The following is a 14233-nucleotide window of genomic DNA, read 5'->3' as shown; positions in this document are numbered from 1 at the left end:
AGGAGTCCCTCCTGGACCTTAGGATGATCAGGGAATCCGGACACTGGCGCGAGAAACTGTCCGGCCTGCCGCACAGGAACCATTCCGGCCTGCCCTCAGAGGGATTCCAGGGCTGACCCGTAGTCGGGCTCCTGGCCGATTTCCGGTACCAGTTCGGTGTAGGTGACCACGCCCTGCGCATCAATAATAACGATGGCCCGGGCGAGCAGTCCCCGCAGCGGCCCATCAGTGATCTCAACGCCGTAGGTGGTGCCGAATTCAGGGTTGCGGAACGTTGATACCGTCTGCACCTGGTCCAGCCCCTCCGCGCCGCAGAAGCGGGACTGGGCGAACGGGAGGTCAGCAGAGACGCAGACAATCCGGGTGTTGTCCAGTCGCGCCGCGGCCTCATTAAACCGGCGGACTGATTTGGCGCAGGTAGGCGTGTCGATACTGGGAAATATGTTGAGGATCACGTTACTGCCCTTGAGGTCAGACAGCGTCAGTTCGCTCAGGTCGGTCTGGGTGAAGTTCGCTTCGGGAGCCGCCTGGCCCACAGGGGGCAGGGAGCCGGCGGTACTGACTTCAACGCCACGTCGGGTAACAGTTGCCATGATAATTGCCTCTTTTTTATTGGCTGGTGCGAATGAATCCAGTGAATGGCTGCTGCTTCACGGAATCGGACTAGCTCTACTTTCTGCTGCGGAGTCCAGCCGGCCGGGTCGTCAGGACCAGCCCGATCAGGATCAGCAGACCCCCGGTCAGATGGAAAAGGCTGAGACGTTCGCCCAGGAAAACGCCTGCCAGAAGAGCGCCATACACAGGTGTAAGGTACATGAATACGGCCGCCTTCGGCGGGCCGACACGGTGAACACCATTGTTCCAGAAAGCATAGGCCAGAATGCCAGGAAATACTGCCACATACAGCAATGGCGGAATCACTTTCGACGTTAACTGGAAGCCCCCGGAAAACAGCAGCAGATCTACCAGATAAAAGGGCAGAATGACCAGAATTCCAAGGCCAACCTGTACCGCCAGAAAAGTCAGGGGTTCCAGCGGCACCGACTGACGACGGAGCAAAACGGAAAACAGGCCCCAGCTGAAGACCGCAGCCACCATGATCAGGTCCCCTGGCTGAAATGCCAGCCGGGCAAAGGTCTCCAGCGATCCCTGGCCCACGATTACCAGCATTCCGACCAGTGCCAGGGCGATCCCCGCGGCCTGCAGAGGACGGGTCCGGTCGCCCAGTATCAGCCAGGACAGTAACGCCACCATGATGGGAATTGTAGAGTTCACCAGTGTTATGTTGAGGGCGGTGGTGGTTACCGCCGAAAGATACAGCAGGGTATTGAATGCGCCCACACTGAAGGCGGCCAGAGCAAGCATGGAGCCCCGGTGTTGCACAATGACCGGCCATTGCCGCCGGATTCCGGGGAGTGCAAAAGGAAGCAGAATTGCAAAGGCGACGCACCAGCGCCAGAACGCCAGGGACACGGGCGGGATGGTATCAACCACGCTCCGTGCGACTACAGCATTGCCAGCCCAGAACAGGGGAGTAAGTACCAGGCCTGCATAGGCGGGCCACAGTTTTCCGGGCGTTCTTTCGGGCACACGCCCTCCTGGGTTAACGGTAACCTCCGTACCGGGAACAGCTATTCTGCGGCGGGTGTTTCAGCTTCCGAGCCAATATGGAAGGCGGCAAACCCCGCCATCACCACCTGATCCACCGCCATGCCGATTACCCGGCCCCCGGACGTGGCCCGGATGGGATACTGGGCATTGGTGATGGGGTCCGCCACCGTGCCCAGTAACTGGCCCTGGGAAATCCGCTCTCCAAGGCTCACGTCGCTGAACAGAATGCCGCCATGCCCGGCCCGGATCCATTCCGAATTGTAGTACACAGGTTCCGGCTTGCCCCAGACAAAGAGCCGGGAAATCATCCCCTGACGCTCCATCAGGCTGGTCAGACTGTGAACCCCCGCCTTGATCTGCTCCTCCTGGATCCGCAGGGATTCCCCCGCCTCCATGGTGACCGCAACAATGCCTGCCTCAACGGCGGCCGTGCGAAGCATACCTTGTGAGCCGCTGCTGTGGACCACCGCCATGGCATCGAAGCCCAGGGTGAATTCCGCCACTCCGGGGTGGTTCATGTCAGCCCGCAGCTGGGGCAGGTTGGTGCGTTTCAGCGAGCCGGTATGGATATCCACCAGCAGGTCGCAGTGCCGGATCACATCACTGAACAGAGAGTGGGCTACCCGGTCGGCCAGGCTGCCATTCGGGCTACCCGGGAAATGGCGGTTGAGGTCCCGGCGATCCGGCAGGTACCGGGAGCCCTGCTGGAATCCCTGGACATTCACGATTGGTACCCCTATCACCCGCCCTGACAGCTTGGCCGGATCCAGGTCATAGACAACGCGGCGCACGATCTCAATACCGTTGAGCTCATCACCATGGATGGCAGCGGTCAGGCAGAGTGTGGGTCCTGTCTGTTCTCCGTTGACCACAAGGACCGGGGTTGGCAATGACAGCCCGGCGATCGCGGTATTGGGGGACCAGGCCAGCCTCTCAGATTCGCCGGGGAGCACTTCGCTTCCCAGCAGCCGGACAGGCCCGGCCGTCGGGGGTTCCAGCAGGCTGCCAACGATGGGAATGTCCTCTGCCGCTTCAGACGTCTGCTGCTCTGTATCTTCCGTTTCCGGCGAAGGTATTCCCTCCTCCGGCGCTACCGGAGGCAAAGTACCTGGTGTTTCCGTTGGATCGGCGGGGCTGAGGGCCCGCGACTCCGGTTTCACCGGTGGCGGCACAATGACTTCCTCGGCCATGGGGGCTTTGCGCCGGGGCAGGGAACTTTCAATGTCATCGACACCTTCATCGTCGCCCACCTGGGCGGCGACCTGGTTCTGTGGTTCCGATTCATCGGCCTGAACCGTGACGGTTGCCAGCAGGGGAAATGCTGCCAGTAACAGTGAGAGGGCGTGGTGGGTCAGCAGGTGGTGGATATACATCTGGTCCTGTTTGCACTTCCGGTTTCTGAATTCAGGTAACCAGCTTAAAGGACTCGCTCTGCCGGTGAAATGGGCTGGGGAAAGTTTAATTTCCGGGACACGTGGCCATCATCGCTGTTTTCGGGACTTCTGAAACAGCAGGCCGTAGACCAGGATGTTGGTGCCCAGCACTCCCAGACCCAGGGCGATCTGCACCGGGCGGGTCAGCCCCGGCGGGTAGATCAGGGAAATCAGATAGTGTTCGATGAAGCTGCCAGAATACCCCGCGTCTCCAGCCATATGACGGAGGTATATTTCCAGCGGCGTCAGGGGACAGGGCCAGCCCATGAGGACAACGGCTGCTGCCCAGACCGCAGCCGGCAGGTGAATCCAGATCAGCCAGCGCCGCCAGAATGCCAGCAGACCGCCGAAGACGCCGTGGATTATGAACAGCAGGTGGACAATAAGAACGAGATCAGCGGCGATGCCCCAGAGCATGGTCAGGCGCCTTCGGTATCCGCCAATTGCCAGTGGTCGTCATCCAGCGTGGCCCGCCCGTCCTGCTCCAGTTTGATCAGATGAGCCAGCAGAGAGCGGCTGGCCACGCCGTGTATCCCTGCTGGCACATCGTCGTAGACATGCGCGGTCAGGTCCGCCAGCCGAGCCGCGCCCTGGGTCCGGAGCGCTTCCACGACCTTGTGTTCCCGCACCAGCCGATGGGTGGACAGGTAGTCAATCACGGCGTGAGCGTGATCCATGAGGAAGCCGTGGCCAGGCGCAATATGCCGGATATCCTCGTGCAGGAGGCGGTCCAGCGACTCGAGATAGGCTTTCATGTCGCCGTCGGGGGGATTAATCACCACCGTCGACCCCTGCATGATGTGGTCTCCAGAAAACAGCATCTGCTCTTTTTCCAGCAGGTAGCACAGGTGATTGGAGGCATGGCCAGGGGTATGAAGGGCCCGGAGGGTGCCGGCGCCTGTTTCGATGCGCTCGTCCCCGGCCAGTTCCCGGTCTGGCTGGAAGGACTGGTCCTGGGCCGGCTCATGGGGCGGTGCAATGCCCAGCAGCCGTGCGCCGGTCTGCTCCCTTAGCGCATGGGCAGCAGGTGAGTGGTCCTGGTGGGTGTGAGTTACCAGTATCTGGTCGATCAGGCCACCGGTCAGTTCCAGGATCCGCTGGATGTGGGCTTCATTGCGTGGACCGGGATCAATTACCGTGAAACCGTCTTTTTCTCCCAGCAGATAGGTGTTGGTGCCGGAGCCGGTCATCATGCCGGCGTTGGGAGCAGTCAGGCGCCGGACGCCGGGTGCGAGAAGGACTGGCTCGCCGGGGGTGATGGTGGGCATAGCCTTGCCCATGCGGTTGGGGTCCAGTTTGCGGATTTCGTCATAGGCTGGCGCCCCCGGTTCCAGCAGCCGGGTTTTCCCGTTGCTCGTCAAGGCCGGCCAGGGTTCGCTGGGAAAGGGTTCGGGGGGCTGGGCATGGGTATGGGTGAGCAGGGCATCCGTGCTGCTGAATTCGGCAAGAATCCTCAGGGTGCGCAGGGTGGGTGAGCCAAACAGCCGCCGGCCCGCGCGGTGATCTGCCAGCGCCTGCTGCGGCGAAAGCCAGATGTGGTCAATGGTTTCCACTCCGTCGTGGGCGCCCTGCTGACCCGGTGGTGCCGCTGCCACAAAGAACCGGGTGTCGAACCGGCGGGGCGCTCCGGGAGGCGTTATCCAGTGGCTCATGTAGGCGAGCCTGTCCAGTGGCAGCATGAGCTGGTGCTCACGGCAGATGTCCGCAAGGGTCATGTCGCCGCAGTTGAGGAGTTCCCGTGCTCTCTGGCCGTTTCGCAGGCTTCCCGACACCGGCCGGCCATTCCGGTCCAGCGCCAGCAGGATGCCCGCCTCTTCGAAACATTCCCGGATGGCAGCCACCAGGTAGCTCGCGCCACCGGATCCGATATGCAGCATTCTGCTGGCAGACTCGTCGTCGTGGCCCTCAAGCCAGGGGTCGCACTTCCTGTCGCCGGGATCCACGGCCCCACCGGGAAATACGTAAAAGCCGGGCAGAAAAACCGCGTCCCAGGTGCGCTGAAGAAGCAGGACTTCGATCCCCTGGGAGGTGTCTCTGGTAAGTGCCAGGGTGGCGGCTGGACGAATTTCCATGGGTGTGATCCGGGTGGTTGGAAGTATTTGCATCAACATAGCGGAAAATCCCGCCCGCTGTCTCCCCCGGGTGAATCGGTGGCCGGCTTCGCGGTATCATGACGCGCATTCTTCTTTCATGTCCCGTTTCCGGGCCCTCAGGGTGTCTTTATATGGCCAGAATCAAGCTGTCATTTCCCGATGATGTCTTCAGTTTTGTAACGGAAATGCCGGTTCGCATCACGGACATCAATGGTGCCAATCATCTGGGCAATGATGCCCTGATTTCCATGCTGTCGGAGGCGCGCGCCCAGTTTCTGGTCACCCACGGCATCATGGAAGCGGATCGGGAGGGCACAGGTATCATCGTGACGGATCTGGCCACCATGTATCAGTCGGAGTCCTTCTTTCCGGAGGTGCTGCGGTTTGAGGTGGGGCTGATGGATTTCAACCGCTATGGCGGCGATTTCGTGTTCCGGGTAAGCAAGCAGGAAAGCGGCCAGCCGGTAGCACTGGCGAAATACGGCTTTGTTTTCTTCAGTTATGTGCGCAAGCAGGTAGTCCCGATGCCTGAGGGTTTCCGCTCAAGGTTTGCGTGACTGGCGCAGCCGCGCCATGCCCGCCCGGTAGAATCCATAGGCCATCACGCCTGCCAGCAGGTTGCCGATAAGGGCACCGGTCATGAGACCATTGATTCCCGCCAGCTGGGCTCCAAACCACAGGAAAGGCAGGAAGCACAGGAACAGCCGTAGCACGGATACCAGCAGCGCCCGCAGGGAAAGCCCCAGGGCGTTGCAGATGGATACCATCAGCATGCACACCCCAAGCCCGCTGTAACTCAGGGGCACCCTCACCAGGTAGGCCCCCAGTACATCCCGGACGCTTTCATCAGTGGTGAATAGCTGGGCCACCACTCCTGAAGCCGCCAGCCAGACAAGTCCCAGCACAAGCTGCCAGACCACCACGAATCGTACCGCCAGGCGGACCAGGCGGCGGATGGTGGCAAGATCTCCTGCGCCCAGCAATTGTCCGATCATGGGGGGCATGGACATGGTGAGGGCCAGCACCACGACGATGGAGAAGAATTCGAGCCGGGTGCCCAGGCCCCAGGCGGCGACGGCGGCCGAGCCAAAACCTGCCACAAGGGCGGTGGCCAGCATGGCTGCGAGGGGCGGCATGAGCTGGCTGACCATGGCTGGCGCCATGATGGCGCCTAGTTGGCGCAGGGCTTTACGGAGGCCGAGCTGGAGCAGGTCGAAGCGGATCCAGGTGGCCCGGGCCAGACGTGGAAAGACTACAAGTGCACCCAGGCCGAAGGAGGTGACGGTCGCCCAGGCGGCACCTGGCAGACCCCAGTCGAAGACGAATATGTACAGGGGGTCGAGGGCAATGTTGAGCAGGCTGGTGGCGACCATCAGGTAGCCGGGGGTGCGGGTGTCTCCGTGGGAGCGGCAGACGCTGTAGCCGAAGTAGAGCATGGCGCCGGTCCAGGCGGCGAGCAGCCATGGGATCCAGTAGCTCCGGATGAGTGGAAGGAGGGCAGGCTCCGCCCCGAGCAGGGTCATCACCTGGTCCCTCAGGAACCAGAGGCTTATGGCCAGTATAAGAACGAGGATGCCGCCTACCCAGACTACAAGGCCACCCAGGCGCTCGGCCCGGAGTTGGTCACCGGCGCCCAGGGTGCGGGAGACGATGGCGGTGGTGGCTATGCCAAGGCCGACCTGGAGGCCAATGACCAGCTGTTGCATGGGCAGGGTAAAGCCCAGGGCGGCCAGCGGGTCTTTGCCGAGCTGGCCGATGAAGATGCTGTCCACCAGCTGGAAGCTCATCAGGGCGAGGACGCCGAAGAGCATGGGCCAGGTCATGGCGGCCAGTTGGGGGCCCAGGGGGGCGCGTGGGTCTACTGCTTTGCTCACTGGGTTTTCCGGGTCTCGGGAACGGGATAGCGGCCAACTTTATCAGATTTGCGAGGTGGGCTTTGGCGACGGTGGTCGCCTGAGAAAGAAAAACCGACTCAGCCTGGTCATCGGAGGCTTCTCAGTTCTGGACAGCGACTTCAGGCTCGAAGCCGGGGGCGGGATAACGCTGGACCAGGGTGTGATAGGTGACAAGAGCGGCAATGGCACAGGCGGCAATGACGACGGCCATCACCAGGGAGCTGCCGGTGTGGAGGTGGCCTACGGCCATTCCGACGAGGGCGGCCAGGGTCATCTGGACACTGCCGAAAAGGGCGGAGGCGGAGCCGGCCATGGTAGGGAAGTTGGCCAGTGCTCCGGCCATGGTCTGGGGCAGCACCATGCCGACGCCGACCATGAACAGGGCCTGGGGTACCATCACTGCGCTCACATAAAAGACTTCACCCAGGGCAAGGGCGGCCATGGTGCTGCCGCCAAGCACGCAGATGCCGAGGCCGCGGTGCAGGATCTGGTCCGGTAGCAGGTGACGCCCCAGTCTGACGGCGGTCAGGTTGCCGCCGATGTAGCCGGCCACCATGCTGGCGAAATAGAAGCCGAAGTATTCAGCTCTTACCCCCAGAAAATCGATCAGCACGAAGGATGATCCGGAGAGAAAAGCAAACAGGCCGGAGAATACCAAGGCGTTGGTGAGGGTGTAGCCGAGGAAACTCCGGTCCACAGCGATGGCCCGGTAGTTTTTCCAGAGACGCCCGGGGCGAAGGGACTGGCGGTTGGCCGGTGCCATGGGTTCGGGGATGCCGAAGGCAACCACCACGGCCATAACCAGGGCATAGGCGCCGAGCAGGAGGAAGATGGCTTCCCACCCGAAGCCGGTCAGAAGCAGGCCGCCAATGCCCGGAGCTACCGCTGGCGCAAGCGCCATGATACTTGCCAGGATGGCCATGATGCGGGCGGCTTCCCTCGGGGTGTAGATGTCGCGGATGGCGGCGCGACCAAGTACCGGGCCGGCGGAGCCCCCCAGCGCCTGCAGGAAGCGGCAGAGGATCAGGGTTTCAACGTTGGTGGCCAGGGCGCAGCCGACGCTGGCGATGGCAAAAAGCACAAAGCCACCAATCATGATGGGCTTGCGGCCGAATCTGTCCGCCAGCGGACCGCATACAAGCTGGGCCAGAGCCAGGCCGGCCATGTAGATACTCAGGGTGAGCTGGACCTCGCCGGTACCAGCACTGAGGCTGGCACCCATGGACGGCAGGGCCGGCAGGTACATGTCTGTGGCAAGAGGGCCGAGGGCGACGGCGGCAGCCAGCAGAATGGTGGTCCAGATACTGGTGAGCGCGAGCATGATTATCCGGTTTATCGGGTGAGCCGGGTCAGACCCGGTGAATATGGGCTCCAGTCTACGCCGGTGCAGGCACAAGATAACGGCCGTGGCGTTCATACTACCCATGAACAGATGTGATTAATCAGTTTTCCAGACTCCTCGCTATCTCTGTCAGTTCCGTGCGCAACCACCGATGGGCCGGGTCATCCTGATGGCGTTTGTGCCAGAGCATCAGGAGGGAGAAGGGACGGTATTCAAAGGGCAGGGGGGCGCGGGCGAAACCCTTCAGCAGGTGTTCGCTCATCCGCGACGGAGCTGTAGCCAGCAGGTCGCTGCCCCTGAGAAAGCCGGGCAGGCCGGAAAAGTTGGATACGGTGATGGCAATATCCCGGGTCAGGCCCTGGGCTGCCAGTGAGCCTTCCAGCGCCATGCGCTCGCCGGCGCTGAACAGGATGCCCAGATGGCGGCTTCGCAGGTAGTCTGCCAGGGTTTCCGGCGCGCTACGCTGGTCAGGGTCGAAGAATACCGCCATGTGGTCCTCCAGCAGCCGGCGCTGGAGGATGTCGCTGGCATCCGGCGGATGGGGTGAAATGATCAGATCGCAGATGTCCTTGCGGAGCATGTCGGCAGAGGGAATGCCGGAGGGCATGACATGCAGCCGGATACCCGGTGCCGTCCTGCGCAGGGAGGCCATCAGGGGCGGTAGCAGGAGGTCCCGCTGGTAATCGTTGGCGGCGATGGTGAAGGTGAAGTCTGCCTGGGCTGGTATGAACGGCGGGCCGGCCGAGAGGGCGCGCAGCTCATCCAGCACCTGGCGGACATGGGGGCCGGTCTGGATGGCATACCGGGTGGGCGTAATGCCGCGGCCGGATTTCACAAACAGGGGGTCTCCCAGGGCCAGCCGGAGGCGGTCCAGGGTATGACTGACCGCAGACTGGCTGACCCCGAGTTTTGCTGCCGCGGCCGAGACACTGTTCTCGTCCAGCACGGTGATGAACACCGTCAGGGACCGGATGTCGAGATTGAATGTATCAACTGTATTCATGCATGCGAGTTTAGGGCGCCAGCCCTCCCGGCGCCACCGTCGAGGGTGTTTCTTCCGTCAAAGAAGGTGAGTGTGCTTCAGAAAACTGCTGAAACGGGGCTGGCGGCATTGTGCCAGAGTCGTGGATTCTGACCGCTACATTCACGGTGTTTGGTAAATGCCCCCGCAGAGATGATAAAACAGTCGTCTGGAGAAATATCAGGGCCGCAGCCACCAGGGCCCCGACCGACGCATGCCAACCCGGGAGAAGGCACACATGGCAATCACACTGGCGTTTGACGTATACGGTACTCTGGTTGATCCCCATGGCATGGCGGATCTGTTGCGGGAGGACGTTGGCGATGACGCCTTCCCCGTCAGCCGACTGTGGCGGCAGAAGCAACTGGAGTTTTCCTTCCGGCGGGGCCTCATGCGCATGTATGAGGATTTTGGAGTGGTCACCCGGCAGGCCCTGCGCAACGCCATGGCCACCCATGGTCATTCTCTGGCGCCAGAGCGGGAGGATGCCCTGATGGAAGCCTATCTGACACTGCCTGCATTCCCGGATGCGGAACCGGTGCTGGAGGAAATGGGCCGGCACCATCCCCAGTTTGCTTTCTCCAACGGCAGTTACGGGGCGCTGGAAAAGGTGCTGGGCCACAACCGTCTGAGGGTTCATCTGGATGGTCTCGTCTCGGTGGATGATATCCGCAGCTTCAAGCCGGATCCCGCCGTTTATACCCACGCCCGGCGGGCGACTGGCGCTCTGGACCGGCCCCTGTGTCTGATATCCAGTAACGGGTGGGACGTCATTGGCGCCCGGGCTGCGGGGCTTATGGCGATCTGGGTGCAGCGTGACCCGGCCACGGTGTTTGAGGACTGGGGGCTCCAGCCCACGGCGGTGATTCCCGATCTGTACCGCCTGAGTGAGGTTCTGTGGAATCTTCCGGAGGGGGGCTGAAACAGGGCTCCGGCTCGTGTCGGAAGGCGCACAGCAAATTGATCAGTTTTGTGACTGCCCAGCGGCCGCTGGCATTGCTATTATTCGGCCCACGGACCAATCAATAACAACTGGATACCTGTCATGCTCAGTTTTCTGCCTGCCCCTCTTATTGGCGTGATTGCCGCCATCCTGCTGGCCCTCAACACGGTTTTCTGGTGCCTGCTGCTGTACATCCCGGCGATCTTCAAGCTGGTCGTGCCTCATAAGGGCTTTCGCGTGCTTTGCACCCGGGCCATTATCTGGATATCGGAGTCCTGGGTGGCATGTAACACGGGCTGGATGAAGCTGACCCAGAGCACCCAGTGGCAGGTAGAAGGCGCTGAACAGCTGAAACGGAAAAGCTGGTATCTTGTGCTGAGCAATCACCAGAGCTGGGTGGACATCTTTGCCATGCAGCGGGTGTTCAACCGCCGTGCGCCATTTCTCAAGTTTTTCCTCAAGCGCGAACTCATCTGGGTGCCGGTAATCGGGCTGGCCTGGTGGGGTCTGGATTTCCCATTCATGAAGCGTTATTCCAGGGAATACCTGATCAAGCACCCGGAAAAGCGCGGGGAAGATCTTCGGTCAACCCGCAAGGCCTGTGAAAAATTCCGCTACACACCCGTCAGCGTGATGAATTTCATCGAGGGCACCCGTTTTACCCCGGCCAAGCATGACCGGGAAAAGTCGCCTTACCAGTACCTGCTCAAGCCCAAGGCTGGCGGCGTGGCGTTTGTTCTGGATGCCATGGGAGACGCCATTGAGACCCTGGTGGATGTCACCATTGCCTATCCTGCTGGCCCGCCCACGTTCTGGGAGTTTCTCTGCGGGAGGGTACCGGAAGTGAAAATGCATATAGATACGAAAGAGATTCCCGAGCATCTTAAGGGGCGGGACTATGCCAGCGATTCAGAGCATCGGCGCAATGTGAAAAACTGGCTGGGTGAACTCTGGTCAGAAAAGGACAGAAAGCTCGCTGACATGATGAAAGACTGAATACCGGCTGCAAGTCAGTTGCGGTCGTCTTCTTCCACCTCGTCCGGATGTTCCCTGCGGTAGCGTTCCCATTCTTCCCAGTCGTGGGGGGTGCCGGCATGGGGGCGTTTCAGGTGTCTGGTGTGCTCCAGGGCATTTTCACGAAGGCTGTGTTCTTTCTCGTCGTCTTCCCGGTCAAAACCGTATTTTTTCATGAACTCGTCGGGGCGCATGGGCGTCTCCTTCAGCCGGCCCGTGGAAGTCACGGACCGGAATGGTGTGGCCCAACCATGGTCTCCCGGCCGCTGGCTTTCAAGTGCCGGAAGGGGTTTCTTCTACCAGCCGGAAATTGATCTGCCTCCGTTCCTCATCAACACTGTCAAAAGTGACGGTGACCGGCTGCTCGATCTGGAAAGTCCTCTTTTTACCGATCAGCCGCAGGGTGACTGGGTCGAAGCTGAACTTACCTTCCAGGGGCTTGCAACTGACAAAGCCTTCCAGGCCGTTGCTGTCGAGCCTGACGAAGAATCCTGCCGGCGTCGTGCGACTGATCACTCCGGTCATGGGCCCGCCACCAAGCTGCTTCGCATAGTCACTCTTGAGCCAGTTCTCGAGACTGCCGGCTGCCTGGCGGGCCCTTATCTGGGCTGCCTGCAGACGGTCGAGCTCGGCATCGGAGAGCCTGGTGACCGGTTCGCCCCAGAGCAGATGTTTGAGCAGTCGGTGAACGTGAAAGTCGCTGAATTTCCTCAGGGGAGACGTGAAGGTAGTGTAAGCCTCCAGTCCCATGCCCTGGTGGGCAGAGGCAGTGAAACTCAGTTCCGCTCGGGCCAGCTGCCGTGAAATGATGGCTTTTACCGGAACGTCCGCTTCCAGCCCTTCGGTTTCCCGCATCAGCCTGCTGAAGCCCTCGGGTGTGGTGGGGTCCACCTCCTGCAGGCCGGCTGCATAGCTGGCCAGCAGGCTGCGAATGTTTTCCACCCTGTCATCCCTCACACCTTTGTGACGGATGAAGAGCCCCTGTCCCTTCTGAGCGAGGCAGTCTGCAGCGCAGCGGTTGGCGGCCACCATGCATTCTTCCACCAGCCGGTGGGCTTCATTCTGCACCGCCGGATCAATCTGGCGAATGCGGCGGTTTTCATCCAGCCGGAGCCGGAACTCGGGCCGGTCCCCGGCAAGCAGCGCGTTCTCGGCACGCCATTTTCGGAGCACCGCGGCCGCCTGGTGTAGCTGGTCGAGGCTGGTGAGAACCGGCTGGGGGAGTGCCCGGGTGTCATCGTCTTCCCGCCCCTCGATGACATTGGCCACCAGTTCGTAGCTGAGTTTGCCATGGGAGCGGATCACCGCCTGGTGAAACTCATAATCGCCCAGGCTGCCGTCGTTGTTCACCTGCATGTCGCATACCAGTGCCAGCCGGTCGACTCCCGGCATCAGAGAGCAGAGCCGGGTGCTGAGGGCGTCCGGAAGCATGGGTCTGGGTTCACCCGGAAAGTAGATGGAGGTAGCGCGGTCCCGGGCCAGGGCTTCGGCAGGACTGCCAGGTTCAATCAGAGCGGTGGGGTCGGCAATGGCCACGGACAGCCGCCAGCCGGTGGCGTTGGGCTCTGCCAGCAGGGCATCGTCCATGTCCTGGGTGTTGGGGCTGTCGATTGTGACATAGGGCTGATCACGAAGGTCTTTCCGACCCTCGGCACGATGGCTGATGACAGCTTCGTCCAGGGACTGGACCTGAGCTTCCACCGCCGCAGGCCATCGGTCGTCCAGGTCAAAGGAGGCCAGGGTGAAAGCCCGTTCAATACCCGGCTCGCCGGCCTTGCCCAGAACCCGGAGAACACCCGCCTGGGCTTTACCGTCTGTAATGGGATGCCGGAGGACCTGACAGTAGACAAAATCCCCCGGTTCCGCTTTGAGTCGCTCTCTGGGGGGAATAAAAATCCAGCGATTGATGCCCGGGGTCTCCGGGACCACGAAATGACCCTTGCCCTTGACCTGGTATTTGCCAACGAAGGTGGTAAGGCGGCTTTCAATCAGCTCATCAATCGCGGCCTGGGTCTTGCCCTTGTCGCCTTCCTCTTCTGCTACCCGCACCCGGTCACCCGGCAGGACTTTCTGCATTTCTTCGGGGGGCAGAAAAAGATCTCCGCCTTTGTCCAGCGCGACAAAACCAAAACGGCCGTTGGTGGCCTTTATGGTGCCGGTGTGTACGACTCTGGAGGATTCAATATCGGTTTTAAGCTGGCGCAGTTGCTGGAGAGCGTCGGCATTTAACATGCAAGGAACCTGGCTGGGAGAACATGGGGATTCGGGCGAGTATACCGGTTATGGACAGGTGAGTCAGACCTTCATGGAAGACAGGGTTACAGAATCCAGGGAGAGGTGGAATGTTCGCTCCCCCGGAACTCATGACTACTCCGGGTAGGTGGCGAACACCTGGCTCTGCCCCTGGTCGTTGAACAGCAGCACCTGATAATCGTCCTGCCGGCCGCCCATCTCCATGCCCGGTGAGCCAAGGGGCATTCCCGGAACGGCCAGTCCGCGGGCTTTGGGCGCTTCCTCCAGAAGACGGCGGACATCCGTGGCCGGAACATGGCCCTCAATCACATAACCACCGACAAAAGCGGTATGACAGCTGGCAAGGGCCGGGGTCAGGCCGGCTGCTTCCTTGATGGGGTTGAGATTTGCGGTGTCGTGAACTTCTACGTCGAAATCGTTCTCCTCAAGATGACGCACCCAGTCGGTGCAGCAACCACAGGTAGGCGATTTGTAGACTTTCACTATGTGCTGTGTTCCTTCAGCAAGCAGGGGCGCGCTGAAAGCCAGGGCCGCCGTGAGGGCGATCAGTCTATTGCGGAAAGCTGTCATGGATGCTGCCTCAGTGGGGTCGGGAATTTCTGCTTTTGTCTGGCTGGCCACCGCTCAG

14 protein-coding genes are annotated in these 14233 nt (G+C 61.2%); 3 read left to right on the top strand and 11 right to left on the bottom strand.

What is annotated here, in order from left to right; translation table 11 throughout:
* Positions 1–95 precede the first annotated feature (95 nt).
* From tpx to LG327_RS03735, 5 genes are all read right to left on the bottom strand, one after another.
* Positions 96–593, bottom strand: coding sequence for a thiol peroxidase (gene tpx, locus LG327_RS03755; RefSeq protein WP_404365947.1), 498 nt, complete (start codon positions 591–593; stop codon positions 96–98).
* Positions 594–669: 76 nt separating this feature from the next.
* A complete protein-coding gene (locus LG327_RS03750; protein WP_404365945.1) occupies positions 670–1590 on the bottom strand; it encodes a DMT family transporter in 921 nt (306 codons plus the stop codon).
* Between the two features lie 41 nt (positions 1591–1631).
* Positions 1632–2984: a succinylglutamate desuccinylase/aspartoacylase family protein gene (locus tag LG327_RS03745; RefSeq protein WP_404365942.1), complete on the bottom strand. Its 1353-nt coding sequence runs from the start codon at positions 2982–2984 to the stop codon at positions 1632–1634.
* 108 nt (positions 2985–3092) lie between these two features.
* The gene (locus LG327_RS03740) at positions 3093–3461 is read right to left on the bottom strand and encodes a DUF2784 domain-containing protein (RefSeq protein WP_404365939.1); all 369 of its coding nucleotides are present in this window, start codon (positions 3459–3461) and stop codon (positions 3093–3095) included.
* Positions 3462–3463: 2 nt separating this feature from the next.
* Positions 3464–5116, bottom strand: coding sequence for an MBL fold metallo-hydrolase (locus LG327_RS03735; RefSeq protein ID WP_404365936.1), 1653 nt, complete (start codon positions 5114–5116; stop codon positions 3464–3466).
* Positions 5117–5268: 152 nt separating this feature from the next.
* Here LG327_RS03735 and LG327_RS03730 point away from each other — a divergent pair, with 152 nt between their 5' ends.
* Positions 5269–5694, top strand: coding sequence for a thioesterase family protein (locus LG327_RS03730; RefSeq protein WP_404365933.1), 426 nt, complete (start codon positions 5269–5271; stop codon positions 5692–5694).
* Here LG327_RS03730 and LG327_RS03725 read toward each other — a convergent pair.
* The 3 genes from LG327_RS03725 to LG327_RS03715 all read right to left on the bottom strand — a co-directional run bounded on the left by LG327_RS03725 (position 5680) and on the right by LG327_RS03715 (position 9377).
* On the bottom strand, positions 5680–6960 hold the full coding sequence (locus LG327_RS03725) for an MATE family efflux transporter (RefSeq protein WP_404369203.1): 1281 nt from the start codon (positions 6958–6960) through the stop codon (positions 5680–5682). The genes LG327_RS03730 and LG327_RS03725 overlap by 15 nt on opposite strands.
* Before the next feature lie 172 nt (positions 6961–7132).
* Positions 7133–8353: a multidrug effflux MFS transporter gene (locus tag LG327_RS03720; protein ID WP_404365931.1), complete on the bottom strand. Its 1221-nt coding sequence runs from the start codon at positions 8351–8353 to the stop codon at positions 7133–7135.
* Positions 8354–8474: 121 nt separating this feature from the next.
* Positions 8475–9377, bottom strand: a complete 903-nt coding sequence (locus LG327_RS03715; protein ID WP_404365928.1) for a LysR family transcriptional regulator — start codon at positions 9375–9377, stop codon at positions 8475–8477.
* A gap of 256 nt (positions 9378–9633) precedes the next feature.
* Here LG327_RS03715 and LG327_RS03710 point away from each other — a divergent pair, with 256 nt between their 5' ends.
* A complete protein-coding gene (locus LG327_RS03710) occupies positions 9634–10317 on the top strand; it encodes a haloacid dehalogenase type II (RefSeq protein ID WP_404365925.1) in 684 nt (227 codons plus the stop codon).
* Positions 10318–10440: 123 nt separating this feature from the next.
* The gene (locus tag LG327_RS03705) at positions 10441–11334 is read left to right on the top strand and encodes an acyltransferase (RefSeq protein ID WP_404365923.1); all 894 of its coding nucleotides are present in this window, start codon (positions 10441–10443) and stop codon (positions 11332–11334) included.
* 14 nt (positions 11335–11348) lie between these two features.
* Here LG327_RS03705 and LG327_RS03700 read toward each other — a convergent pair whose 3' ends face one another.
* The 3 genes from LG327_RS03700 to LG327_RS03690 all read right to left on the bottom strand — a co-directional run bounded on the left by LG327_RS03700 (position 11349) and on the right by LG327_RS03690 (position 14175).
* Positions 11349–11546, bottom strand: coding sequence for a hypothetical protein (locus LG327_RS03700; RefSeq protein WP_404365920.1), 198 nt, complete (start codon positions 11544–11546; stop codon positions 11349–11351).
* Between the two features lie 79 nt (positions 11547–11625).
* Positions 11626–13584, bottom strand: a complete 1959-nt coding sequence (locus LG327_RS03695) for a ribonuclease R family protein (protein WP_404365917.1) — start codon at positions 13582–13584, stop codon at positions 11626–11628.
* Positions 13585–13719: 135 nt separating this feature from the next.
* Positions 13720–14175 (bottom strand): DUF411 domain-containing protein, encoded by a 456-nt coding sequence (locus tag LG327_RS03690; RefSeq protein WP_404365915.1) that lies wholly within the window; start codon positions 14173–14175, stop codon positions 13720–13722.
* Positions 14176–14233: the final 58 nt, after the last annotated feature.

The organism is Marinobacter sp. (assembly GCF_044799475.1).
GTDB lineage: Bacteria > Pseudomonadota > Gammaproteobacteria > Pseudomonadales > Oleiphilaceae > Marinobacter.
This window is presented reverse-complemented; position numbering and strand designations above follow the sequence as displayed.